At 41.5% G+C, this 24721-nt stretch carries 24 protein-coding genes, 1 tRNA gene and 1 pseudogene; 24 read left to right on the top strand and 2 right to left on the bottom strand.

Annotation, left to right across the window (positions count from 1 at the left end; genetic code table 11):
* Nucleotides 1–6 precede the first annotated feature (6 nt).
* The 5 genes from relA (at nt 7) to ND6B_RS15105 (ending at nt 7289) form a co-directional block, all read left to right on the top strand.
* A complete protein-coding gene (relA, locus tag ND6B_RS15085) occupies nt 7–2163 on the top strand; it encodes a GTP diphosphokinase (RefSeq protein ID WP_013465627.1) in 2157 nt (718 codons plus the stop codon).
* The gene (gene mazG, locus ND6B_RS15090) at nt 2144–2962 is read left to right on the top strand and encodes a nucleoside triphosphate pyrophosphohydrolase (protein WP_033102797.1); all 819 of its coding nucleotides are present in this window, start codon (nt 2144–2146) and stop codon (nt 2960–2962) included. The genes relA and mazG overlap by 20 nt, the downstream gene beginning before the upstream one ends.
* Nucleotides 2963–3127: 165 nt before the next feature.
* Nucleotides 3128–4762 carry a CTP synthase gene (locus tag ND6B_RS15095; RefSeq protein ID WP_013465625.1) on the top strand — a complete coding sequence of 545 codons (1635 nt, stop codon included), beginning with the start codon at nt 3128–3130 and terminating at the stop codon, nt 4760–4762.
* A gap of 101 nt (nt 4763–4863) precedes the next feature.
* Entirely contained in the window at nt 4864–6162 is a 1299-nt protein-coding gene (eno, locus tag ND6B_RS15100; RefSeq protein ID WP_008111781.1) for a phosphopyruvate hydratase, read from the top strand.
* A gap of 152 nt (nt 6163–6314) precedes the next feature.
* On the top strand, nt 6315–7289 hold the full coding sequence (locus ND6B_RS15105) for a prolyl hydroxylase family protein (protein ID WP_033102796.1): 975 nt from the start codon (nt 6315–6317) through the stop codon (nt 7287–7289).
* 13 nt (nt 7290–7302) lie between these two features.
* On the opposite strand, the gene mutH is transcribed toward ND6B_RS15105, so the two are convergent.
* The gene (mutH, locus tag ND6B_RS15110) at nt 7303–7974 is read right to left on the bottom strand and encodes a DNA mismatch repair endonuclease MutH (RefSeq protein WP_033102795.1); all 672 of its coding nucleotides are present in this window, start codon (nt 7972–7974) and stop codon (nt 7303–7305) included.
* A gap of 528 nt (nt 7975–8502) precedes the next feature.
* Here mutH and rppH point away from each other — a divergent pair.
* From rppH to ND6B_RS15170, 13 genes are all read left to right on the top strand, one after another.
* A complete protein-coding gene (gene rppH / locus ND6B_RS15115) occupies nt 8503–9021 on the top strand; it encodes an RNA pyrophosphohydrolase (RefSeq protein ID WP_013465620.1) in 519 nt (172 codons plus the stop codon).
* Nucleotides 9022–9044: 23 nt separating this feature from the next.
* Nucleotides 9045–11309, top strand: a complete 2265-nt coding sequence (ptsP, locus tag ND6B_RS15120; protein WP_033102794.1) for a phosphoenolpyruvate--protein phosphotransferase — start codon at nt 9045–9047, stop codon at nt 11307–11309.
* A gap of 65 nt (nt 11310–11374) precedes the next feature.
* The gene (locus tag ND6B_RS15125) at nt 11375–12184 is read left to right on the top strand and encodes a sulfite exporter TauE/SafE family protein (protein ID WP_033102793.1); all 810 of its coding nucleotides are present in this window, start codon (nt 11375–11377) and stop codon (nt 12182–12184) included.
* A gap of 12 nt (nt 12185–12196) precedes the next feature.
* Nucleotides 12197–13000, top strand: a complete 804-nt coding sequence (gene lgt, locus ND6B_RS15130) for a prolipoprotein diacylglyceryl transferase (protein WP_033102792.1) — start codon at nt 12197–12199, stop codon at nt 12998–13000.
* A gap of 13 nt (nt 13001–13013) precedes the next feature.
* Nucleotides 13014–13865 (top strand): thymidylate synthase, encoded by an 852-nt coding sequence (locus ND6B_RS15135; protein ID WP_033102791.1) that lies wholly within the window; start codon nt 13014–13016, stop codon nt 13863–13865.
* 17 nt (nt 13866–13882) lie between these two features.
* A complete protein-coding gene (gene galU / locus ND6B_RS15140) occupies nt 13883–14761 on the top strand; it encodes a UTP--glucose-1-phosphate uridylyltransferase GalU (protein ID WP_013465615.1) in 879 nt (292 codons plus the stop codon).
* Nucleotides 14762–14986: 225 nt separating this feature from the next.
* A complete protein-coding gene (locus ND6B_RS15145; RefSeq protein WP_033102790.1) occupies nt 14987–15889 on the top strand; it encodes an SPOR domain-containing protein in 903 nt (300 codons plus the stop codon).
* A 65-nt stretch (nt 15890–15954) separates the two neighbouring features.
* Entirely contained in the window at nt 15955–16260 is a 306-nt protein-coding gene (locus ND6B_RS15150) for a hypothetical protein (RefSeq protein ID WP_235420436.1), read from the top strand.
* Nucleotides 16203–16466 (top strand): SPOR domain-containing protein, encoded by a 264-nt coding sequence (locus ND6B_RS19855; RefSeq protein WP_081844563.1) that lies wholly within the window; start codon nt 16203–16205, stop codon nt 16464–16466. The genes ND6B_RS15150 and ND6B_RS19855 overlap by 58 nt, the downstream gene beginning before the upstream one ends.
* A gap of 67 nt (nt 16467–16533) precedes the next feature.
* Complete coding sequence (locus tag ND6B_RS15155; RefSeq protein ID WP_033102789.1) at nt 16534–17127, top strand: FlgO family outer membrane protein; 594 nt, start codon at nt 16534–16536, stop codon at nt 17125–17127.
* Between the two features lie 12 nt (nt 17128–17139).
* Nucleotides 17140–17817 (top strand): FlgO family outer membrane protein, encoded by a 678-nt coding sequence (locus ND6B_RS15160; RefSeq protein ID WP_033102788.1) that lies wholly within the window; start codon nt 17140–17142, stop codon nt 17815–17817.
* An 8-nt stretch (nt 17818–17825) separates the two neighbouring features.
* The gene (locus tag ND6B_RS15165; RefSeq protein ID WP_033102787.1) at nt 17826–18488 is read left to right on the top strand and encodes a FlgO family outer membrane protein; all 663 of its coding nucleotides are present in this window, start codon (nt 17826–17828) and stop codon (nt 18486–18488) included.
* Between the two features lie 60 nt (nt 18489–18548).
* Nucleotides 18549–18623 (top strand) — tRNA-Arg (locus ND6B_RS15170).
* Nucleotides 18624–18888: 265 nt separating this feature from the next.
* Here the strand turns inward: ND6B_RS15170 and ND6B_RS15175 are convergent.
* Nucleotides 18889–19782 (bottom strand): LysR family transcriptional regulator, encoded by an 894-nt coding sequence (locus ND6B_RS15175; RefSeq protein ID WP_033102886.1) that lies wholly within the window; start codon nt 19780–19782, stop codon nt 18889–18891.
* 155 nt (nt 19783–19937) lie between these two features.
* Here ND6B_RS15175 and ND6B_RS15180 point away from each other — a divergent pair, with 155 nt between their 5' ends.
* From ND6B_RS15180 to ND6B_RS15200, 6 genes and pseudogenes are all read left to right on the top strand, one after another.
* Nucleotides 19938–20696, top strand: coding sequence for an SDR family oxidoreductase (locus tag ND6B_RS15180; RefSeq protein ID WP_033102786.1), 759 nt, complete (start codon nt 19938–19940; stop codon nt 20694–20696).
* A gap of 74 nt (nt 20697–20770) precedes the next feature.
* On the top strand, nt 20771–21778 hold the full coding sequence (locus ND6B_RS15185; RefSeq protein ID WP_033102785.1) for a zinc-dependent alcohol dehydrogenase family protein: 1008 nt from the start codon (nt 20771–20773) through the stop codon (nt 21776–21778).
* A gap of 22 nt (nt 21779–21800) precedes the next feature.
* On the top strand, nt 21801–22808 hold the full coding sequence (locus tag ND6B_RS15190; RefSeq protein ID WP_033102784.1) for a zinc-dependent alcohol dehydrogenase family protein: 1008 nt from the start codon (nt 21801–21803) through the stop codon (nt 22806–22808).
* Between the two features lie 180 nt (nt 22809–22988).
* Nucleotides 22989–23414: pseudogene (locus tag ND6B_RS15195) on the top strand (transposase); the annotation flags it as partial.
* 229 nt (nt 23415–23643) lie between these two features.
* Entirely contained in the window at nt 23644–23919 is a 276-nt protein-coding gene (locus ND6B_RS20550) for a GNAT family N-acetyltransferase (protein ID WP_350608370.1), read from the top strand.
* A gap of 27 nt (nt 23920–23946) precedes the next feature.
* Nucleotides 23947–24402 (top strand): PaaI family thioesterase, encoded by a 456-nt coding sequence (locus tag ND6B_RS15200; protein ID WP_008464865.1) that lies wholly within the window; start codon nt 23947–23949, stop codon nt 24400–24402.
* Nucleotides 24403–24721 lie beyond the last annotated feature (319 nt).

Genomic DNA, 24721 nt, shown 5'->3' with positions numbered 1-24721 from the left:
CGCATTATGGTAGCGACACGTCAATCTCATCAACATGACAAAGCGGGTGATTTTTTTTCACGCGTAGAATCTCTTGATTTGTCTCAGGAAAAAATTAGCTTACTCAATAAAGCGCAGCAACTTTGCCAAACTTGTGATAACAGCGAACGCCAAAATACCGCCATAGAGATGGTGGAGATTTTGGTTGAGCTAAATTTAGATGCTGACTCGTTAGCCACCGCCTATTTAACCCCTTATTATTTAAATGATGTAGTGAGCATTGACGCTGTCGAAGAGCATTTAGGAAATCATGTTGCGGTGTTATTAACGGGTGTGTCGCAAATGGCCACCATAAGTACGTTAGCTCATCAAGGCAATGGTACCGTGCAGGTCGATAATATTCGCCGTATGTTGCTTGCTATGGTGGAAGATGTGCGTGCCGTGGTGATTAAATTAGCCGAACAGGTGTGCCATTTACGCAACGTAAAAGATGCCGCTGAAGAAGAGCGAGTGATTGCAGCCAAAGAGACTGCGGATATATTTGCACCGCTTGCTAATCGCCTTGGTATTGGCCAATTAAAGTGGGAGCTAGAGGATTTAGCCTTTCGCTATTTACACCCAGATATTTATAAAAATATAGCTAAACAACTTGATGATAAGCGCCTTGCCCGTGAAGCGTATATGGCTGATATGGTTGAGCAAGTAAAACAGCGCCTACATGAAGCGGGTATTAAAGCTGAGGTATACGGCAGGCCAAAACATATCTACAGCATTTATAAAAAAATGGCGAAAAAGAACTACGAGTTTGATCAGCTGTTTGACATACGCGCGATGCGAATTGTGGTTGAACGATTACAAGATTGCTACGGCGCCCTAGGCATAGTGCACACTAATTGGCGCCATTTAAATAAAGAATTTGACGATTACGTTGCGACCCCAAAACAAAACGGCTACCAGTCTATTCATACCGTAGTATTTGGCCCCGAAGGTAAAACTGTTGAGATTCAGATACGAACGCACGACATGCATCAAGATGCAGAGCTGGGTGTTGCCGCACATTGGATGTACAAAGAAGGTGCGTTACCAGGGCGTGGTTCAGGCTATGAGCAAAAAATTAGCTGGTTGCGTAAGTTACTGCAATGGCAAGAAGAAGTGGTTGATGGCAGCGATTTAGCGCAAGAGCTTAAAAACCAAGTGGTTGAAGACCGCGTCTATGTGTTTACTCCACGTGGAGATATTTTTGACTTACCGCTAGGGGCAACGCCTCTTGATTTTGCTTACTACATTCACTCCAATGTAGGGCATCGGTGTATTGGTGCAAAAATATTTGGCAAAATAGTGCCGTTTACTCATCAATTAAGTACCGGCGATCAGGTTGAAATACTGACCCAAAAGCAGCCAAATCCAAGTCGTGATTGGCTAAATCCGTCGCTGGGTTATATAAAATCGTCTCGCGCTAGAGCCAAAATCCACCATTGGTTTAAACAGCTCGACCGCGATAAAAATTTAAGTGCGGGTAAAGAAATCCTTGATAACGAATTACAAAAGTTAGAGTTAACTTACAAAGATTTAGACCCAGCGATAAAGCGCTTTAACTTTAGAGAGCTTGATGACTTAATGGTCGCCATTGGTGCAGGCGATATTCGCCTTAACCAAATGCTTAACTTTATTACCGATAGAACGGAGCACGAGCCGGTTATTCGCTTTAAATCGCCCAGTAAAGTGACTGGCGATAAAAACGGTATTGTGGTTGATGGAGTAGGCAGTTTAATGAGTCATGTTGCTCGCTGTTGCCGCCCTGTACCTGGGGATGAAATTATTGGGTATATTACCCAAGGCCGTGGCATTGCCGTGCATCGTGAGGATTGTGACTCGTTTAGTAATTTAAAAAACAAGCACCCAGAGCGCGTTATTTCAGTAAGTTGGTCAGATGATATTAGCAGCTCCTACGCGTTAACTATTCGTATTGAAGCCAGCGATCGGTCTGGTTTAATTCGTGATATTAGTTCTGCTTTGGCGAATGAAAAAGTCAATGTGCTCAATATGAATGTCAACACGGTTGATAGCACTCAAACGGCTATTTTTGTGATGCAAATAGAAGTGCATGACTTACAAGGCACAAATAAAGTGCTTTCTAAGTTACACCAGATAGAAGGGGTGCACAGTGCAAAACGAGGGCAGTAATCAGGCTAATAATGATGCTTTAAGCCAACTGCTGGAAATAATGCAAACACTGAGAAACCCTGAGGGCGGATGCCCTTGGGATCTCAAGCAAACGTTTGCGTCAATCGTGCCGCATACTCTTGAAGAAGCCTATGAAGTGGCTGATTGTATTGAAACGAATAATTTAAACGATTTAAAAAATGAGTTAGGCGACTTACTATTTCAAATTGTGTTTTATGCGCAACTAGCACAAGAGCAGCAATTATTTAATTTTAACGATGTAGTGGCACAGTTAAATGAAAAGTTGGTGCGTCGTCATCCGCATGTATTTTCAGCGCAAGACACACCTAAAACCGATGCCGAATTAGCTGCGCAGTGGCAAGCAATAAAAGCACAAGAGCGTGCGGCTAAACCCCAAGGTCAAAGCTCAGTACTTTGGCAAGATATACCAAACAGTTTACCTAGCTTAACAAAAGCCAAAAAAATTCAGCAACGTGTAGCCGCTTTAGGCTTTGACTGGCCCACTTATCATGGCGCTATAGATAAGGTGAGTGAGGAAGTTGAGGAAGTCAAAGAAGCCTTAGAACATGACCCTTACTCAGACCATACAGCAGAAGAACTAGGTGATTTGTTGTTCGCGACCGTGAATGTAGCGCGCCATGTTAAACGGGATCCAGAGCAATTGCTCCGTAGTGCCAACGATAAGTTTTCTGCACGATTTGAAAAGGTACAAAACTACTTAATTACACAGGGTAAATGTATTGAGTCAGCGTCTTTAGAGGAAATGGATGCGGCATGGGATGCGATAAAAAAAAATTAAATAAATAGGGACATAAAAAATGTCTGTTTTTTGTGCACAGATTTGCCATTTATAGCTGGATTGCTCAGCCATGTTTTGGTACAATTTCGCCCCGTCTTGTTTATATTCCAAAATCACTTGTTTGGGTATTATATTCCTTTTAATTCCTGATATTCTAGGGTTCGCATGAGTACAAAATTTATCTTCGTTACTGGCGGAGTTGTTTCTTCGTTGGGTAAAGGTATTGCAGCAGCATCATTGGCCGCTATTTTAGAAGCCCGTGGCTTAGATGTTACCATTTTAAAGCTGGATCCTTACATCAACGTTGACCCAGGCACAATGAGCCCAATTCAACACGGTGAAGTATACGTTACCGAAGACGGCGCAGAGACCGACCTTGATTTAGGTCACTACGAACGTTTTATTCGCACCAAAATGACCAGCCGTAATAACTTTACGCAAGGGCGCGTATATGAAGATGTACTACGTCGTGAAAGACGTGGCGAATATCTTGGCGCAACAATTCAGGTTATTCCTCATATCACTAATGATATTAAGCAACGTGTTTATGATGGCGCAGAAGGCCATGATATAGCAATCGTTGAAATTGGTGGTACGGTAGGCGATATTGAGTCACAACCATTTATCGAAGCTATTCGTCAAATGGGCACAGAGATTGGTCGTGAACGTGCGCTATTTATTCACTTAACGCTAGTGCCATTCTTAGGCCCTGCCGGTGAAGTGAAAACAAAACCAACTCAGCACTCAGTTAAAGAGTTACGCTCAGTCGGTATTCAACCAGATATTCTTATTTGTCGCTCAGATCGTAAGCTGCCAAATAACGAGCGTGCAAAAATTGCATTGTTCACAAACGTTGAAGAAAAAGCCGTTATTTCACTGCCTGATGTAGACAGTATTTATAAAATCCCTGCGTTATTAAAATCGCAAGAGTTAGATAACTTTGTATGTCGTCGTTTTCATTTAGACGCGCCTGAGGCTGATTTAGCTGAGTGGGAACAAGTATTGTATCAAGAGTCTAACCCAACGGGTGAAGTGACAATTGGTATGGTTGGTAAATACATTGAATTACCGGATGCATACAAATCAGTAAACGAAGCATTAAAACATGCGGGACTAAAAAATCGTTTAACTATTAATATTCAATACGTTGATTCACAAGACTTAGAAACTAAAGGAACGGATATTCTTTCTCGCTTAGATGCTATTTTAGTGCCAGGTGGTTTTGGTGGTCGTGGTGTTGAAGGTAAGATTCTAGCGGCTAAATATGCTCGTGAAAACAAAGTGCCTTACTTAGGTATTTGTTTAGGTATGCAGGTTGCGCTTATTGAATACGCACGAAATGTTGCCGGTTTAGTTGATGCAAACTCAACGGAATTTAATGCAAACTCAGAGGCTCCAGTGGTTGGTTTAATCACTGAGTGGCTAGACGCTGAGGGTAACGTAGAAGTACGTGATGAAAAATCTGATTTAGGTGGCACAATGCGTTTAGGCGCACAAAAATGCCATTTAACGCCTGGCTCTAAAGTACACGAAGTGTATGGCAGCGACGAAATTGTTGAACGTCACCGTCACCGTTATGAAGTTAACAACAACTTCGTTGCACAGCTTGAACAAGCAGGTTTAAGCTTTACTGGTTTATCTGAAGATAAAAAGCTAGTAGAGATTATTGAAAATAAAGATCACCCTTGGTTTATTGCAGCGCAATTCCACCCGGAATTCACTTCAACACCACGCGATGGTCATCCGCTATTTGAAGGGTTTGTAGCTGCGGCTCATACCTACCAAAAAGCGTCTTCGTAATTTAAAAAAGGCTGTGCATATTGCGCGGCCTTTTTTGTTTCTAAGGCTAGCCAAACTCAGGTTAGCCGCACTCACCATTTTGGGAATATAGAGGAATCAAGATGTCAGAAATCGTAAAAGTAATCGGTCGTGAAATTATGGACTCGCGTGGTAACCCAACTGTTGAAGCTGAGGTATATTTAGCTGATGGTTCATGGGGCCGTGCTGCTGCACCTTCAGGTGCATCTACAGGAACTCGCGAAGCATTAGAATTACGTGATGGTGATAAAGCGCGTTACTTAGGTAAAGGCGTATTAAAAGCGGTTGGCTTCATTAATAATGAAATTGCAGAAGCGCTAAAAGGTCAAAACGCACTTGCTCAAAGTGATGTAGACCAAGTAATGCTTGATTTAGATGGTACTGAAAACAAAGAAAAACTAGGTGCTAATGCTATTTTAGCGGTTTCACTTGCTAACGCAAAAGCGGCTGCACAATCTAAAAAAGTAGAGCTTTACGAGCACATTGCTGACTTAAATGGCACGCCAGGTGTTTACTCTATGCCACTACCAATGATGAACATCATCAACGGCGGTGAGCACGCTGATAACTCAGTAGATATTCAAGAATTTATGGTTCAGCCAGTAGGTGCTACTAACTTCCGTGAAGCATTGCGTATGGGTGCTGAAGTATTTCATAGCCTTGCAAAAGTACTTAAAGCAGATGGACATTCAACAGCTGTAGGTGACGAAGGTGGTTTTGCACCAAACCTTGCATCAAACGAAGCTGCACTTGCAGCTATTAAAGTGGCTGTTGCAAATGCCGGTTATGAGCTTGGTAAAGATATTACCCTTGCACTTGATTGTGCGGCCTCTGAGTTTTATAACAAAGAAGCAAATATCTACGACCTTAAAGGTGAAGGTAAGCAATTTACATCTGAAGAGTTTAACCACTTCTTAAAAGATTTAACTGAGCAATACCCAATTGTATCAATTGAAGATGGTTTAGATGAGTCTGATTGGGATGGCTTTGCACACCAAACCAAACTAATGGGCGATAAAGTTCAATTAGTGGGTGATGATTTATTCGTAACCAATACTAAGATTTTAAAACGTGGTATCGACAATGGTATTGCTAACTCAATCTTAATTAAATTTAACCAAATTGGTTCACTAACAGAAACGTTAGCGGCAATCAAAATGGCAAAAGATGCAGGTTTTACAGTGGTTATTTCTCACCGCTCTGGTGAAACTGAAGATGCAACTATTGCTGATTTAGCAGTAGGTACTGCTGCAGGTCAAATTAAAACAGGTTCATTAAGCCGTTCAGATCGTGTTGCTAAGTACAACCAATTGCTACGTATTGAAGAGCAATTAGGCGCTAAAGCACCGTACAATGGTTTAAAAGAAGTTAAAGGTCAGTAATTCTCCAATCAGAATCTGATATTTAAGATTATAAAAATCCTCGCTTATGCGGGGATTTTTAATCATAAATGCAAATATAATAGGTGGGTGGTTTATTGTTTGTAAATTTATTGTTACTTTAGGAGCGTATTAAAAATAACAATAAAATGATTATGAAAAATAACTATGTTACTCACCTCATAAATGCCAAATATCATGGCACGCTTCCTCCAAAACAAGAAATAGTGTCTTTTGCGCTAACAGCTCCTGAATTTGTTCACTATTGGTTGTGCCATGCGCTTTCATCATCAACTTCTTCTCAGGAGCTAGCCATTGTTTTATGCTTAGCTAAGTATCATAAAATTAAAGCTCTTAAGGTTTTATCTCACTTTTGGCCAATCCGAACTGCTGATCCACAAGTAACAATTAACTTTGAAAAACATATATCAGGCCTTCCTAAGACTATACAGCAGGGTATTGAAACCGATTTAATAGGGTTGTGGAGTAGCTTAATTATGCCATTGAATATTCAATCCTCTGAACAATCATTACCTGTGACAACATTAGAAACGCAACTAACGAATGAATTAGCGCAGGAGATTATAAAGCTTGCTAATAATAATTTAAATTTAGCTGGAGTGTATGCTGAAAACTCTACAAGACAAAAAGTTATAGACATCAGAGACAATGAGCAGCTTATAACACAATTACCAGTCGATAATATTTTAATAGCTATATTACAGCGCATCATATGTTCAGACGACTATGCTGACTTAGCATATGCTGAGCCTATGATTATTTATCGTTATACTCAAGGTCAGCAATACAAATGGCACTATGATTTTATTACACCTTCAAATGAAAATGCTAAAAAAGAACTTAATTTTTTTGGTCAAAGACGGCGAACACGTATTATAAATTTAAATGACGGATTTGAAGGTGGAGAAACCGCCTTTAAAGACTGGAATGTAAGTGTTAAAGCCAAGCAAGGACAAGTGATTAAATTTAATAATATGATTGGTAATCAGGTAGATAAAAACTCAGTACATAGTGGAAAACCCGTATTATTAGGTGAAAAGTGGATTTGTACGCTTTGGATGCGAGAAAAACCTTTTTGGTTACGCGAATCTATTTGGTGCAAAAATTAATACCGACAAATAATTACAACTGAAACTGCTGTTTTAATATCTCTTTTGTAAAACTGGTTTTTAAATAAAAGCCACGGGGCAGTGTTTGTATAATTTGTCCGTTGGGGCCTATGGCATCGGTAACTACTTTGCTATTAGCAGCTTTTGGCCGTATTTGCATAGCGTCGCCTAAATGCCCTGATATTTCATCTACCCGACCAAGCGCGATAAGCTCCATTTGCTCTTCCCAGTCTCGCTGTAATTGCGCATCTTGCGCGGGGGAGGGTTGCCACAAAAAGCCACTGCCTATGGTTCTATCAAACGGGGCGATATTGCGCTCACTTAAAATAGGTAACCATAAAACATGATTCAACTTTTTACGTACGCTACTTGTGTGCCACGTCATGCCAGTTACATTCATTAGCGGGGTAACCGACACAAAGGTGGTTTCTAGCGGTTTACCTTTATATGAAATAGGCAATGTTTTAAGCTCTATGCCTAAATCCTCAAAGTCGGGTAGCGGTTTTGACCCAGCACTTGCGCCTAATACATACTCAATCAGTTGACCTGTCCAGCCTTTTTCACGCAATAAATCATCTGGCGTTTTAAAGTGGTACTGCTGTGCGAGTTGTCCAAGTGTGAGTCCTGCAATATTATTGACACGTTGCATTAATTGATTAATTGAATGAGGTTTTAAAGGTTGCATACTGTTAATTTAGTTGAATAAATACCAACGCCATGATAGCAAATTAGTGTGTTAGTGGATATCTTTAGCGGTTGGTTGATTTTTATACGCGCCGTGGTTGGTGTAATTTTATGCACTGCTTTAAAACGCTAAAATTAACTAAGTAACTGAACTACATTGTTTTTTTTGTTTTTGGTGTTCAGTTTTAATTAAGGTCTATAATTGTTGTTAGGATAAATACAGATGTATAAACATGTTTATCCACAGATTCTGTGGAGAACATCACCTTTTATATCTTGTATTGTGGATTTGTTTGCTAAATGAGCGTGTTTTACAAAAGTTATGCACAAGCTGTGAGTAACCAGCATAAACAGTGTGGTTTTTATGTATTTATACATGGCAGTGTTGTTTGTTATTCACATGCAATGGATTTCGCTATTAATTTGCCTTAACCGAGGACGTTAACGGGGCTTGTACGTAATAGTATTTGCCGTATTGCAGCTAATGTGGAACAATCATAAAAAATCGACTTACAAATGAGGCACTAAGGTGATTGATGCCGAAGGTTTTCGTGCCAATGTCGGAATTGTAATTTGCAATAATCAGGGGCAAGTGTTTTGGGCCAGACGCTATGGTCAACATTCTTGGCAATTTCCCCAAGGCGGTGTTGATGATGGTGAAACACCAGAACAAACTATGTACCGTGAATTACACGAAGAAGTAGGTTTGCGACCAGAAGATGTAGAAATAGTTGCAAGCTCAAAACATTGGTTACGCTATAAATTACCCAAACGATTAATCCGCCGCGACTCAAGTCCGGTGTGTATTGGGCAAAAACAAAAATGGTTTTTACTGAAGTTACGCTGTAAAGATGAAGATGTAAACTTACTAAAAACGCACCATCCTGAATTTGATGATTGGCGGTGGGTGAGTTATTGGTATCCAGTAAGGCAGGTAGTATCGTTTAAACGGGATGTTTATCGACGTGTAATGAAAGAGTTTGCTCCTTTTGCTATGCCCTTCAATAAGCGAGAGCAACAAAAAGACAATTGGCGAAGCAAAAGGTAGTTTTACATAAAAAGGAGCAGTGTATGCTGGCAACACTCAGATCAATAGCTGAGTCTGTTTCGCAACAAGCGAATTTAGACGATGCGTTAGTGTGCTTTGTGAAAATGGTAAAAGATGCCATGAATACCCAGTGCTGCTCCATTTATTTTGCCGATTACAGTCAAGATAATTTTGTACTGATGGCTACCGAAGGGTTAAACCCTGATGCGGTGGGCAAATTTAGAATTGGCTTTACCGAGGGTTTAGTTGGGCTTGTTGCTCAGCGTGAAGAAGCAATTAACATTGCCTTTGCTAAATCGCACCCTCGCTTTAAACTCTCCCCAGAAGTGAACGAAGAAGGCTATAACGCCTTTTTGTCTGTGCCTGTTGTTCATCAAAAAAAGGTATTGGGCGTTATTGTTGTGCAACAGAAAATGGCTCGAGTATTTTCTCAAGATGAAGAGTCGTTTTTAATTACGCTTTCTGCTCAGTTAGCTTCGCAATTAGCCCATGCTGAAATAAAAGAAGTATTACGCCAAGACGAGTCGTCTCATCAAACATCGGTTTTAAAAGGGGTGTCTAGTGCCCCAGGCATTAGTATTGGTAAAGCCTTTGTTGTTATTCCTAAACTTAATTTTAAGTCTATAGAGCTTACCAAAAATAGCGATGTGAATGAACAACGCCGTTTATTCACGCAAGCGGTTGCTGCAACGCGCAAAGAATTTAGCACTTTATCGATGACATTAAGCGATACCATACCTCAAGAAGCGTTGGCGGTGTTTGATGTGTATCAGCAATTATTGGATGCTAAAAGCTTAGGTCATAATGTAGAGGCACAATTACAAGAAGGTTGGTGTGCAAAAAGTGCATTAAAAATTGTGATTGAACGTTTAGTTGCGCAGTTTAATGAAATGCAAGACCCTTACATTAAAGAGCGTGCGGTTGATGTTAAAGACATTGGCTTACGGGTGCTTCATCACTTAGTGAATACCGAGCATGCAATAAAAGACTACCCTGAAAACACCATTTTAATAGCGCACACACTAACGCCAGCTATGTTAGCCGAAGTGCCAAATGAGCGTTTAGCAGGTGTGGTAAGCATTAATGGTTCAGCTAATAGCCATGCCTCTATTTTAACGCGAGCAATGGGGGTGCCTGCAATTTGGGGTATTGAAGATTTACCGTTATTGCAGTTTGATAACAAAGAAATGATTTTAGATGCTTTTGCTGGGCGTTTATATATTTCGCCTTCGCAAATGCTTATTGATGAGTATACCGAGTTACAACATCAAGATAACTTACTCAACAATCGTTTTTTAGAAGAGCAATCACTGCCTGCAATTACCTTGGATGGGGAGCATATTAGTTTATTGCTCAACGCTGGGCTTGAACTTAATACGCAACAAAATAGTGCCCATATTTGTGATGGTGTTGGCCTTTACAGAACCGAAGCATGGTTTATGCAAAAGGGGCAGTTTCCATCGCAACAAGAACAAGAAAAATGGTATCGAGAAGTACTAAGTAGCTATTACCCTAACCCCGTAGTTATGCGAACGTTAGATATTGGTGGCGACAAAGTTTTAGATTATTTTAATATTACCGAAGAAAACCCGTTTTTAGGATGGCGTGGTATTAGAATTAGCCTAGATCATCCTGAGCTTTTTTTAGATCAGCTCAAAGCCATGCTCAAAGCGAATATTGGCTTAGGTAATTTAAAAATAATGTTGCCTATGATCAGTGGCACTGATGAAGTTGAAGAGTCGCTGGCACTGTATAACCAAGCCTATTATGAGTTAAGCGAAACATTTCCTGAGCAACTAATAGAAAAGCCAGATATTGGCATTATGCTTGAGGTACCTTCAAGTGTATTTATGCTGCCAGAGTGGTCTAGAAAAGTCGATTTTTGCTCAGTGGGTAGTAACGATTTAACTCAGTATTTATTAGCGGTAGATAGAGCAAATGCCCGTGTGGCCGATTTATTCAATCCTTATCATCCAGCTGTGTTACGTGTATTAAATAATATTGCCAGCGAATGTGAGCACTATGAATTGCCCTTTAGTTTATGTGGTGAGCTTGGCGGCGATCCCGAGGGAGCAATATTACTGATTGCTATGGGTTATAGGCGTTTAAGCATGAACTTATCGTCACTAAACAAAGTGAAGTGGGTGCTAAGGCGCTTAAATGTAAGCGACATGGAACAATTACTGAGCGAGTGTTTAGCACAGCCCAATGCTAAACAAGTGTTGCGTTTAACCCGTAATTTTATGATAGAGCATCAGCTAGGTAATTTATTTTATACACCTAAATGATAGAGCTGTTATTGTTTATATAATCAATTAAAATATACATATTCTTAAGTGTATTAGAGATAACTATGTATGAACTAGGACTTCTAGTTGCAAGTTGTGCGTTATTAGGTTGCATTGTTGGTTTTTTAGCAGGACTTCTAGGCATAGGCGGTGGTTTAATCATTGTGCCGGTGCTAACGAGCTTGTTACTGGGTTTTAATGTGGCCGCTGCCGATAATGTATTAGTTATCGCTATTGCGACATCTTTAGCCTCTATATTATTTACCTCGACTTCTTCAGCGTTAGCTCATCATAAAAATGATAATGTGCCTTGGAAAATTGCCCCTTGGGTAATGTCGGGTGTGGCCATTGGCGCCTTGATTAGCGGCTTTGCTGCCAGCTTTATACCTGAGAAAATGTTACGAACCGTGTTTGCGGTGAGTGTGGTTTTTATTGCTATGAGAATGGTGCTTTCTGCCCGTAATAAAGTGAGCGTAGGTCACCCGATGCCTGCAGGCCCCGTGCTAGGAAGTATTAGTGCGATAATGGGGGCACTATCTGGGTTGATTGGGATTGGCGGTGGCGCATTACTTGTGCCTATGTTGCACTATTTTTCGGTTGATATTAAAAAGGCAATTGGTTGCGCTGCTGCATGTGGTATTGTAATTGCCTTTTTTGGCTCTATTGGTTATGTCAGCGCCGGTTGGCAAGTAACTGACTTAGCGCATGGTTTTATGGGATTTGTTTATTTACCTGCATTGTTAGGGATTGTTGTTACCTCATGGTTTATAGCGCCAATAGGCGCCAAAGCAACGCATTACTTACCTGTGAATACAATTAAGAAAGTTTTCGCGATGTTACTTGTTATCATCGCTATTAAAATGGTTTTTAGCTAAAGGTTTATTTTTATGGCACTGGAGTTTCCTCAAATTGATCCAATAATTTTTTCTATTGGGCCACTTAGCGTTCGTTGGTATGGGTTAATGTACTTAATTGGTTTTGCGTTTGCGATGTGGTTTGCTAATCGTCAAGCTAATAAATCCGGTTCAGGTTGGACTAAAGACGAAGTCAGCGATTTACTCTTTTACGGCATGCTGGGCGTTATATTAGGTGGGCGTATTGGTTATGTTCTGTTTTATCAATTTAGCTATTTTATCGAAAACCCCTTATATTTGTTTAGAATAGACCAAGGTGGCATGTCGTTTCATGGTGGGACACTGGGGGTGATCACTGCAATTGCTATTTTTGCTTACAAGCGTAAAAAATCGTTATTACAAGTCGGTGATTTTGTAGCACCTTTAGTGCCTGTTGGTTTACTGGCTGGGCGTATAGGTAACTTTATTAACGGCGAATTATGGGGGCGTACCACTGATGTTCCGTGGGCAATGGTGTTTCCAACCGGAGGCCCGCTTGCACGCCACCCTTCACAACTTTACGAAGCTTTTTTTGAAGGGCTTGTATTGTTTGTCATATTATTGTGGTTTATTAAGCGTCCACGTCCTGCGGGAAGTGTGTCGGGTTTGTTTTTACTGGGTTACGGCGTATTTAGATTTTGTATTGAATATTTTCGCCAACCAGATGCGCAATTGGGGCTATTTGCCGACTTTATCTCAATGGGGCAAATTCTATCGTTACCAATGATAATTGGCGGGTTAGGCTTACTTATTTGGGCCTATAAACAACCACAATCAAAAACAGCGGCAAAAGCTTAAAAGAAGAAGTTAGATGAAACAATATTTAGAATTATGTCAGCGCATTGTTGACCAAGGACAATGGGTTGAAAACAAGCGTACCGGTACACGTTGTTTAACGGTTATAAACGCTGATTTAGAATACGATGTGGCTAATAATCAGTTCCCAATGATCACCACGCGAAAAAGCTATTACAAAGCGGCTATTGCTGAATTATTAGGTTATTTAAGAGGCTATGACAGTGCTGAGCAGTTTCGTAGCATAGGCTGTAAAACTTGGGATGCCAACGCTAATGAAAATAGTTCCTGGCTCAATAATCCTAATCGTAAAGGTGAGGATGATATGGGGCGCGTTTATGGCGTGCAAGGACGTGGCTGGCAACGCCCTGATGGTTCAACACTGGATCAACTTGCAAAGGTCATCAATAATTTAAAAAATGGGATTGATGATCGCGGTGAAATTATTACCTTTTATAATCCAGGTGAGTTTGAGCTTGGCTGCTTGCGCCCATGTATGCATACGCATACCTTTTCATTACTAGGCGATACCCTGTATTTAACCTCGTACCAACGAAGTTGTGATGTACCGTTAGGGCTAAACTTTAATCAAATTCAATGTTTTGTTTTATTGGCACTGGTTGCACAAATTACTGGCCACAAAGCCGGTAAGGCATATCATAAAATCACCAATGCCCACATTTACGAAAATCAGCTAGATTTAATGCGAGATGTGCAATTAAAGCGCGAGCCATTTGCTTCTCCTCAATTAAAAATTAATCCAGAGATTAAGTCACTCGAAGATATAGAAACATGGGTAACACGTGATGATTTTGAGGTGGTTGGTTATCAATGCCACGAGGCTATTCAATACCCATTTTCAGTTTAAAAAATAAGGAGAGCATAATGAAAGCAGTGATCCCCGTAGCCGGCCTTGGAACACGTATGTTACCGGCAACTAAAGCAATTCCAAAAGAAATGCTGCCCGTTGTAGACCGTCCACTCATTCAATACGTTGTTAGCGAAGCGGTTGCCGCTGGTATTAAAGAGATAGTGCTAGTAACGCATTCGAGTAAAAACTCGATTGAAAATCATTTTGATACCAGCTTTGAACTAGAGGCAACGTTAGAGAAACGTGTAAAGCGGCAATTACTTGCCGAAATACAGTCTATTTGCCCTAAAGATGTGACCATTATTCATGTACGTCAAGGTGAAGCAAAAGGCCTAGGCCATGCTATTAACTGTGCCGCCCCTATTATTGGCAATGAACCTTTTGTGGTTATTTTACCCGACGTTATTATTGATGATGTAGAAAGTGACCTAACAAAAGACAACTTAGCTGAAATGATTACTCGCTTTGAGCAAACTAAACACAGTCAAATTATGGTTGAGCCAGTCCCTAAAGATGACGTAGATAAATTTGGTGTTGTGGATTTAGGTGATGTTGAGTTAAACCAAGGTGAAAGCTCACCCATTCAAAGCATGGTAGAAAAACCACCCGTTGACGAGGCACCTTCAAACCTTGCTGTGGTTGGTCGTTACGTGTTGAGTAAAAATATTTGGCCATTACTGGCTAAAACCCCTCAAGGTGCTGGTGATGAAATTCAGCTAACAGATGCAATAGCCATGCTTATGCAAGATGAAAAAGTAGATGCCTACGCAATGAAAGGCCGAAGCCATGATTGTGGCAGTAAAATTGGTTATTTAAAAGCAACCATTGAATTTGCTCTTCGTCGTGATGAATTCGCCGGTGAGCTTAAAACGTTTATTAAAACGTTAATTTAAATAAACTTATCATTATTAGAAGCGCCTATATGGCGCTTTTTTTGATTGTAAAATAGCTTTTTTAGTATTTTAAATTATCACTATTTTTGCAGTTATACAGACATATTTAACATTGTGTTGTAACCTTTATGTTAACCCAAGTTGTTTTGTTGTTAACGTGCTTTATTGATTCAATTGAAAATTGACTTAATTGAGCGGTCTAAACTATTGAAAGAGAAACAATCAATGTGTGAATACAGCAAAAAGTATCACCGATATCTATTAGTCGTATTACTGTTGTTATTAAGTACTGGTTGTACGATATCGCCTGATAAAACATCATTAAATGAACAAGTTAAAGATTCACCTGAATATGTAACTATCACTGCACTTGAGCTTGCTCAACTAAAAGATGCCGCCTTGCAATGGCAGCAAGCACGCTCTGGCATAGAACGGCTATTAAAGTTAGAACGTGAGCTCACATATTTAGTTGATAACCTGGATATTATTAACAGTAAAGCAATAGCGCAATCTAATCAGGCTGTTAGCAATCGTTATGCTCGCTCAGTAATAAACACAAAGGCGCCGCCAAATCTTAGATATGGTAATAATTACGCAAGCACCTCAGATAAAGTTGAACGACCAAGGCAAAGGTATAGTAATCGCTACGCAAAATCCTATAAAGGGGACGCTCCATACAATCAGCGACACAGTAGTCGCTATGCTAGCGTGCCTACAAAAATGATTACAGCCCCTTCAAAAAGCTACAGTAAGCGCGCTGTTAGTTTGCCTGTGAAAGCAACGAACTCAATTGTGAAGAAAAAAGTATTCCCTCAAACATCGAAGCTAACAAAAGTGGCAATGGTTGATACCAACAAAAAAGTATTTGCATTGCAGGTTGCGTCACTCGATTCACAAGAGAGTGTTGCTAAAGAATGGAAGCAAATTAACAAAAAAGCAGCGCCTTTGTTTAAGGACAAAATCACGACAAATATTGAAAAAGCAAAGGTTAATAACAAAACCTATTATCGACTAAAATTAGGTGAGTATTTTAACTTTAAAAGTGCAGAGGATGATTGTGAGGTATTTAAATTCTATAAAGTTGATTGCTTTGTGAGTAACTACACTGACAAACCAATTAGATTATAAATTATTTATTTGGCGCTTTTATTGCATAATAGCTAGAGCTAGTTTTTTGTAATAGGTACTTTAAAGTGAAACTTCGTTTAATAATATTACTAATACCATTTGCATTAGCTGGTTGTAGCAACCAGCTAATGCACGCCGACTCACAAAGCGACAAGCTTGTGCGTGAAAAAGATATAAAACCTTACTTAGAGCAATGGGATAACAACAAAGAGCAAATAGCGCGTTTAAGCACCATGGAAGAGGACTTATCATTACTGATTCAAGCTCTTTCTGCACAAACAGATATTGATGCCATACCTGAGCCGTTGAAGCGCTGTTTGCCCTCCAAGTTGCAGCCGTTACCGACAAAGACCGACTTAGCCAAAGTTTAAATCAAATAAAAGCCAGCGCATCTTCGTTATTTCAGGGCGAATTCGTGGCGAATGTAGAAACTATTAACGTGAGTGACATGACTTACTACCGTTTAAAGCTTGGAGCTTATCAAAATCAAGCCAATGCCGCTGCTGATTGCGATAGACTTAAACAGCGCCAAATCAACTGCATTGTGAGCCATTACACCCAACAGCCATTAAAATAAATATGTATCTAGGGTATTCGGCATAATAATTGCTTTGTAACTATTATGTTTTTAGAGGATGGCAACTATGCGCCTTTTGTTACCCTTACTATTATTAAATTTAGCGGGCTGTAGCTTAACACCCCAGCCAAAGCCAAGTATAAGCACTGATGCGCCTAAAGCGGTCATGGCACCCTATACGCTCAATCAGTACGTAAATAGCTTGAGTGCCCAGCTCAGCCATATCAAAGAGCCTTTTAAAAGCACCGCTTCAATAGCGGTCAGCAGCTTTTATTTAGCCAATGCTTTGGATTCACAAATTGCCCAAGGGCAGGGGACAGGGCTTAGCCAGCAAATTCAGGAAAGCTTAATAACCCAATTCACCCAATTAGGTTATAACACGGTTGAATACCGGCTTGAAAACCAACTTAACTTATCAGCGAGTGCAGACTCAGTACTTAGCCGCAATACTGGCAACTTAAAGCAGCGTCAGATTATTGACTTTGTCATCACCGGTACTTTAACCCGTCAAGAGCATGCTTATATTGTTAACGCGCGCATGGTAAATATGCAAACTAATCAAGTTGTATCTGCCGGCAGTACTGAAATTCCCATCAATGTGATGTGGAGCAATGAAAAAATACAGCAGCGCGGTGACTATATTTACCGCAGTGAATATTAATTAGGAGCACACATGAAACGCCTACTATTAACTTTATGTTTGCCACTAGGCTTTGGTTGTTCACAAATGACAAACCATAGTGACACACAAATTACCGACGATGCGCCTATGTTTTTTGAGCAACGCCCTGTAGCCGCACCTACACAAAGCGACTCGCTGTATCAAAATAAAGCCGCAGTGATGAATAAAAACAAACAAGTTAACACGCCAACACGTAAAAATATTAATCACTATGTGCGTGGCATCATGCAAGACATGGCTGAAAATTTACAGTACGTAAATACTAAAACGCCATTGGCGGTATCGAGCTTTGTTTTTTTAGACCGTGACTACAACAATGCTGACTTAGTAGGTAACCAAATCGCAGAGAGCTTTATGCATGAGCTGCATAATTTTGGTGTGCCGGTCATTGATTTTAAAACCACCGATTATATGCGTGTAACCCCTGGAGGCGATTTTGTTTTTAGTCGCGACTACTTAGAGCTTAACCAAGAACAAAACTTTAGTTACGTATTAGCCGGCACGCTAGTAAACCACCAAGGCGGCATACTAGTAAACGCACGTATTGTTGGTTTAGCGAGTAAAGCGGTTGTAGGCTCTGCACAGGGCTTTATTCCGCAATCAGTGATCGACGCGTTAAATAGCAGTAACAGTGCTGATGGCGTTATGCTAAAACAAGCGAGTAAGTGAGGTTTATCATGGCTAACTTAGCTAAGCGCTCAGCTTTAATTAGCATAAGTGCATTATCATTATTACTTTCAGGCTGTAATTTAATGGGTGGGGCGCCTAAAGCTGAGTCTGAGCAAACGGTCGTTAGTGATCTTGATTTTAATCAGATCATGGCGCAAATGCAGCAAAATGACGAGCAAGAACAATACGCCGATACAACGCAGTTTAATCCAAACAAGCATCATAAAAGTTTAGTTAACTACGTAGAGCAAATGGCACTTGATTTAACCGACACCATGCAAGTAGCCCCGCAAGATGCAGCGATTGCAGTTACGTCGTTCGTTGATTTAGACGCAAGTTTAACCACAGCAAGCCAGTTAGGTAATCAGTTATCAGAAACCTTTATACACCAGCTACAAAAGTTTGGTTATAGCGCCGTTGATTTTAAAACAGCCAATTTAATTACCGTAAATAAGCAAGGCGACTTTGCATTCACCCGAAACACTCGCAAGCTTGCAGGTACGAATATAGCCAGCCATGTTTTATCGGGTACATTAATTTACCGTGCAGATGGGGTTGTTATTAACGCTCGCGTAATAAATATTGAAAATAAGCGCCTTGCCGCCAGCAGCCGAACATTTATACCGCTTTACGTATTAAATAAAGAAGATATATATTTATCAAGCAATTAACTTAATTTGATGCTTGATATAAAAAACCAGATGCCGTTATAATTTTTGTAAGCTTGATGTGGCCTCTTAGTTAAATGGATATAACGGCCCCCTCCTAAGGGGCAGTTGCAGGTTCGATTCCTGCAGGGGCTACCAATTAAATCAATGAGTTATGTTCTTTCTTTGTTTCTATATCAACTATATGTAGTATATTTGTAGCAATGTCAGCTTTGTGCCGTTCGGATAAAAAGTGAATTTGAAAGCTTGTTGGGTGGCCCCTTCGGCTTAACCAACCTACATTTTGGTGTAGGTCGGATAAGTGGCGGAGCCACGCCATCCGACAAAAATGATGAATTTACCAGAGACAACTGCTTTACACTGTAAGTTAAACCACTCTATACCGACTATCGGCTGAGTGCCATTAGCGGACACTCAATCTTGACACCAAGTGATCAAAAACCAATCTAATACGTTGTGGTACTGGACCACGTTGAGGGCGATAAATATATAAATCCCAAGGCACCGGCTCGGCCTCTTCTAACACTCTCACAAGTTTCTCTTGGCGTAATAAGTCTTGGACCAAAAAGTCAGGAATTTGAGCAAAACCTAGTCCATTTTGTATAGCCATTAATTCAGCTTCGGTGTCGGCACTTCGAAAACGTGTTATGGATGGCGTCCACTGTCTGTCCATGGAAAAAATCCATGGCCAAAGCTTTCCCGTATTGCGATCTACTAACCCTGTAACCGGCAAGTGGTTTAGTTCTTCAATAGACGCAGGCCTTCCCACTCTATTTATTAAGTCAGGCGAAGCCACGACATACATATTAATTTTGGTGAGCTGGCGGGCAATAAATCGACTATCTCTCATGAAGCCGATACGAATCCCAATATCTATTTTTTCGTCAACTACATCCACGCGCTCGTCACTGAGTGTCAGGTCTATATCCAGTTGAGGATGTATTGTTGAAAGTTCCAGTAACACTGGCATTAAGCACTTATGACCAAAACCAACAGGCGCTGCGATACGAACACGCCCTTGTAATTCATTACCCGAGTTAGGGGCGCTTGTTTGAAACAATTCATCTACAGCGCGCAGGCGTTCTTTTGCTATCAAAGCAAATTTTTCTCCAACTAGGGTCACTTGTATGTGTCGAGTATTTCGATGAAATAAAAGCTCCCCTTGCAATCGCTCTAACTCCTTCACTGCTCGCGTCACTGCCTGAGGAGAAATTCCCAGACGGTTAGCCGCTTCTTTAAAGCTGCGAGACTCAGCAGCAGTACAAAATATCCGGAGCATTTCCAATCTGTTAAGCATCACAGTCACATTCAGGTTTGAAATGAATACATAAATATTATTCCAAAATATGGAATTGTGAAATTAAAATATTTCCATTTATTGATTTTTGAAGGTAAGAGATACTTTGCTTGTTATTTAGACAACGTCATTCAACTTATTTGAGGATATTAACTATGAGCAGTGTTTTAGCAAATAACATCAGCGGTAAGGTCGTTGTTATCACTGGTGGTAGCAGCGGTTTAGGCGAGACCACGGCAAGACATTTAGCCAGCCTTGGCGCATCTGTTGTTTTAGGTGCCCGACGCATCGACAAGCTTGAAGCTATTGCTGCTGACATACGCGCAGCGGGCGGAGAAGTTGCGGTTCAAGCGACAGATGTGACTAGCCCGGACGAAGTGAAGGCCCTTGTAAATCTTGCACAAGAGCGCTTCGGTAAAGTTGATGTGGTTATCAATAATGCAGGGTTAATGGCGATTGCACCGTTAGCTGAGACTCGAGTTGACGAATGGGATCGCATGATTGACATCAACGTTAAAGGTCTGCTGTATGGAGTAGCCGCAGCGCTTCCGATCTTTCAGGCTCAGGGAACAGGCCACTTTATCAATATTTCTTCCGTAGCGGGTATCAAAGTATTCAGTCCCGGCGGCACGGTTTACAGCGGAACCAAATTCGCTGTTCGCGCTATTGCCGAAGGCTTACGCCATGAAGTTGGGGGTAAAATTCGTTCAACAATCATTTCACCGGGGGCAATCGAATCTGAATTAAAACATGGAAGTTCAGATACTCAGGGTGCAGCCTTTGTAAAAGATTTTTATCAGCAAAATGAAATTCCATCTGAATCTGTTGCTCGTGCTATCGCATACGCAATTGAGCAGCCTGCGGATGTGGATATCAACGAGATTGTTCTGCGCCCAACTGTTCAAGAGTTTTAATTCGTTTAATAAAAGACCGATTAACCAGCGGGTGATTTAACCACCCGCTGAATATTCAGTTTGTGAGGTTATTGATGACAACGTTAAACAGACAAATGCGTGCTTTGGTATTAGATAGCTATGAAGAGGGTACAGTATTCCGGGATGCCCTGATTAACTTACCCTCTCCATCAGCAGGTCAGGTGCAAGTAAAAATATTTGCAAGTGGAGTCAATCCTATTGATTACAAGATCCGCCAAGGTTTCGCTCCTTATGCCATGCCGGAATTACCCGCAGTACTTGGCACCGATTTAGCTGGAGAAATTGTTGCTATCGGCGACGGCGTCACCGACTTTGCAATAGGCGATGCCGTTTATGGTCTGACTGGCGGAGTGCGAGGATTGCAAGGCTCATTGGCTGAATATGCCAACGTAGATGCTGAGTTACTTGCTCTCAAACCGAAAAATTTGTCCATGCGTGAAGCTGCGGCTTTACCTCTGGTTGCACTTACTGCTTGGGAAGGTTTGGTTGACAAGGCGAATGTTAAAGCGGGCCAGAAAATCCTTATCCAAGGTGGAGCTGGCGGAGTTGGGCATTTAGCCGTGCAAATTGCTAAGGCTTTAGGTGCCGACGTTTATGCCACTGCATCGACTGGAAAACAACAACTGCTCAAGGCGCTTGGTGTCACGCCAATTGATTATCACACTGCAAGCCCTGCTGACTACATGGACGCATACACCCAAGGCAAAGGATTCGATATCATTTACGACACTGTCGGTGGCTCTGCACTCGATGCCTCATTAGGTATCATTGCACATTACGGCCATATTTTAAGCTGTGCTGCATTCAGCTCACATAACCTCGCACCGTCGTCAATACGTTCTGCAACATTGTCAGGGATTTTTGTGTTACACCCACAGCTCAGCGGAGAGGGACGCAAACATCATGGTGACATTCTGCGGCAAATTACGGCTCTTGTTGAAGCTGGACAAATTAAGCCACTACTCGATCCGTTACGCTTTTCCCTAGACACGGCAATGGATGCACATAATGCCGTAGAGTTGGGGTCCATGGGTAAAGTCGTTATTGATGTAATTGCTTAAAAAGTCATTATTGAGGATGCATATGAGCCCAAGAAAACTAATTCGAACTGTTCGTTTCCATGAATTAGGTGGCCCCGAGGTATTAACTATTGACTCACTGGCGAGTCCAAGTTTGCAGGCCACTGATGTACGTATTGCGGTCAAAGTTGTTGGGCTCAATCGTGCTGATGCCATGTTTAGGCGAGGCCGCTATATAGAAAAGGCTGACTTCCCTTCGCGAATCGGCTATGAAGCATCCGGGATAGTCATTGAAGTCGGGGAAGAGGTAAATCATTTACGCCTTGGAGAAGAGGTTTGTATTGTCCCTCAGATGGGGCTTTCTCAGAATGGCTGCTACGCAGAAGAGATTGTCGTACCAAGTGAATATGTGGCACTCAAACCAGCAGGGCTAACCTTTGCTGAAGGCGCAGCAGCTTGGATGCAGTACCTGACAGCTTATGGCGCTTTGGTCGAAATTGCTAACGTGCAAAAAGGCGATGCAGTACTGATAACAGCCGCATCGAGCAGTGTTGGATTGGCTGCGATTCAAATTGTGAATTCTCTAGGGGGTATCCCTATCGCTACAACTCAAACACGAGCTAAAAAGGCTGCTGTGCTCATGGCAGGCGCGGCCCATGTGATTGCAACTCAAGAAGAGCCGCTGCTGGATAGCTTGAGAAGCATCTTGGGAGAAAACAATTTAAAAATCGCATTTGATGCTGTCTGTGGGCCGCAGATAGCTGAAATTGCTGAAGCAATGAGCCCTGAAGGAACAATAATAGTACACGGAGCATTAAGTCCCGAAACAACTCCTTTTCCCTTAAAAATAGCACTTCGTAAAAGTCTGACAGTTAGGGGGTATGTGTTTACTGAAGTTGTAAAAGACATCGAGCGCTTTCGCAGAGCAAAGCAATTTATCCACTCGGGTTTATCCGAAGGAACACTCAAGCCTGTCATTGATCGAAGCTTTAAATTTGAAGAGATAGTGGCAGCGCACCACTATCTGGAGTCAAATCAGCAGATTGGTAAAATAGTGGTCGAACTTGATTAACAGTTCGTGGCTTCCGCTAGTCTCTCAACTCAGTCAGTGACTGATAATAATTAGCGTGGGCTTTGTTGCGGAAATCGAATGAACTAAATCAGAATCTTACGATCAGATCAGGGACATTCATTCACTGACTTTGATTACATGCCGAAGCCTCGCTACAAAACCACTAACTGGCGCAAGTACAATATTTCAGGCGTGACAGATGCGGAAGTACTCCCAAATTTACTCAAACAAACACGCCGATCCATCAAGGAAATTTCGAGAGATGGCGCATACGATACAAGGGAGTGCCACAGGGCGATTAGGGTTAAGAAAGCGATACCTCTAATCCCTCCACGTGAAGGAGCCGCCTTCTGGGAAAAAGGTCATCCACGTAATCTGGCGGTTGGTTGCCAAAAGCTCTATGGTTCGAACAAAAAGTGGAAACGAAAATATGGTTACCACAGGCGTTCATTGTCGGAGACCGCTAAGTATCGCGCAAAACAACTACTAGGCGCTTCACTCACGTTTCGAAATTACAATGCACAAGTTGGGGAGAAATACGCCATGATCAAAGCACTCAACAAGCTAACAGGGATAGGTATGCCCGAAACTCAGTATATCGTTTAAAATGCAAACGATTTTGCTAGTATTCGCTCTCAAGTTGAATTCCGCAACAAAGCCGGTTGATTGCACGTGTTACGGAGATGCATGCCCATTATTACACGACAGTGGCTGATTTTGGTCGGGAATTTGCATGTTCAGTGGCGAGTAGCATGGCGGAATTTATTGGAAGGCTAGATAACCCAAGCAATGAGATTTGGACGATCAAACGGGACGATAAAATCCATCTGTTGCCATTGATGGTGAAGATCTTGGGCATAATCGAGCACATTTACGATGGTTCATTGCGGACGACTCTTTGAGAGGTTTCGGACTAGGTAAACAGCTTCTCAATTCTGCATTAGCTTTTGCCGATGCTCAGGGTTTCGTCCAAATCAACTTATGGACTTTCTCAGGGCTTAATGCAGCTCGATATCTTTACGAAAGTCAGGGCTTTGCATTGGTGGAAGAGAAACTAGGCTCAAAATGGGGTATAGAAGTCTTGGATCAACGCTTCACCAGGTGCATATAAACGTGAATAAATATTTAAGGAGTCTCAATGACAGCTACAAAAGAAGAAGTTATCGCTTTCATGAAATCGGAGTTTCCACAAAGTAAATGCGTTGTGGAAGCAGTGAGCAACGGTAGAGCGACTGTATCTCATCATGTAGGTCAGGATGAATTACGTCCTGGCGGAACGGTTTCGGGGCCTGTTTTAATGAGTGTGGCTGATGTGGCACTTTATGTGGCGATACTTGGTAAAATTGGCATCGTGCCATTGGCAGTAACAACTAGCCTTAACATCAACTTCTTACGTAAGCCATCGGCAAATGAGCGAATCATTGCGGAATGTTCTCTGATAAAAGTCGGCCGTACTCTCGTGGTTGGGGAGGTTTCTCTGTACTCTGAGGGGGTGAGTGATTTAGTAGCACATGTTGTGGGTACATACTCTATACCGCCCTATACATCGAAACGAAGTGAGAATATTAAAACAATTAACTCTCTGAAAGCTTGACTCCGTTTAAAAGAAAAAAGGCAGTTATTTGAGGGGAAGATTAGTGGTTACCAATTGCAATCTTATATAAACGCCTACTTCAGGCCTGCAGCGGAGGCATTGAAGCAATTCGAGGCTAACAAACAAAGTCAGTCGGACAGCTAACGCTGTCGCTGCTTTGGGCGTAGAACGTTCGCCCCTTGTCTGAAGCGGACTTGCGCAAAAGTTATGTCCAACGTCCGCTAATCGCTCAACGAAGCCCTCCATTAAATTTTTCATAATAAAAAAGCGAGCTATCAATTAGCCCGCTTTATAAAATACTTTGCCGAACCCCGAACCC

This window comes from Pseudoalteromonas sp. ND6B (genome assembly GCF_000764215.1).
GTDB classification, from domain to species: Bacteria; Pseudomonadota; Gammaproteobacteria; order Enterobacterales; family Alteromonadaceae; genus Pseudoalteromonas; species Pseudoalteromonas tetraodonis.
This window is presented reverse-complemented; position numbering and strand designations above follow the sequence as displayed.

Bases quoted from the DNA above. Each gene is read 5' to 3' on its own strand.
- relA (WP_013465627.1), top strand. From the start codon at position 7: ATGGTAGCGACACGTCAATCTCATCAACATGACAAAGCGGGTGATTTT.
- ND6B_RS15095 (WP_013465625.1), top strand. From the start codon at position 3,128: ATGAGTACAAAATTTATCTTCGTTACTGGCGGAGTTGTTTCTTCGTTG.
- eno (WP_008111781.1), top strand. From the start codon at position 4,864: ATGTCAGAAATCGTAAAAGTAATCGGTCGTGAAATTATGGACTCGCGT.
- ND6B_RS15105 (WP_033102796.1), top strand. From the start codon at position 6,315: ATGAAAAATAACTATGTTACTCACCTCATAAATGCCAAATATCATGGC.
- mutH (WP_033102795.1), bottom strand. From the start codon at position 7,974: ATGCAACCTTTAAAACCTCATTCAATTAATCAATTAATGCAACGTGTC.
- ptsP (WP_033102794.1), top strand. From the start codon at position 9,045: ATGCTGGCAACACTCAGATCAATAGCTGAGTCTGTTTCGCAACAAGCG.
- ND6B_RS15125 (WP_033102793.1), top strand. From the start codon at position 11,375: ATGTATGAACTAGGACTTCTAGTTGCAAGTTGTGCGTTATTAGGTTGC.
- lgt (WP_033102792.1), top strand. From the start codon at position 12,197: ATGGCACTGGAGTTTCCTCAAATTGATCCAATAATTTTTTCTATTGGG.
- ND6B_RS15135 (WP_033102791.1), top strand. From the start codon at position 13,014: ATGAAACAATATTTAGAATTATGTCAGCGCATTGTTGACCAAGGACAA.
- galU (WP_013465615.1), top strand. From the start codon at position 13,883: ATGAAAGCAGTGATCCCCGTAGCCGGCCTTGGAACACGTATGTTACCG.
- ND6B_RS15145 (WP_033102790.1), top strand. From the start codon at position 14,987: ATGTGTGAATACAGCAAAAAGTATCACCGATATCTATTAGTCGTATTA.
- ND6B_RS15155 (WP_033102789.1), top strand. From the start codon at position 16,534: ATGCGCCTTTTGTTACCCTTACTATTATTAAATTTAGCGGGCTGTAGC.
- ND6B_RS15160 (WP_033102788.1), top strand. From the start codon at position 17,140: ATGAAACGCCTACTATTAACTTTATGTTTGCCACTAGGCTTTGGTTGT.
- ND6B_RS15165 (WP_033102787.1), top strand. From the start codon at position 17,826: ATGGCTAACTTAGCTAAGCGCTCAGCTTTAATTAGCATAAGTGCATTA.
- ND6B_RS15175 (WP_033102886.1), bottom strand. From the start codon at position 19,782: ATGCTTAACAGATTGGAAATGCTCCGGATATTTTGTACTGCTGCTGAG.
- ND6B_RS15180 (WP_033102786.1), top strand. From the start codon at position 19,938: ATGAGCAGTGTTTTAGCAAATAACATCAGCGGTAAGGTCGTTGTTATC.
- ND6B_RS15185 (WP_033102785.1), top strand. From the start codon at position 20,771: ATGACAACGTTAAACAGACAAATGCGTGCTTTGGTATTAGATAGCTAT.
- ND6B_RS15190 (WP_033102784.1), top strand. From the start codon at position 21,801: ATGAGCCCAAGAAAACTAATTCGAACTGTTCGTTTCCATGAATTAGGT.
- ND6B_RS15200 (WP_008464865.1), top strand. From the start codon at position 23,947: ATGACAGCTACAAAAGAAGAAGTTATCGCTTTCATGAAATCGGAGTTT.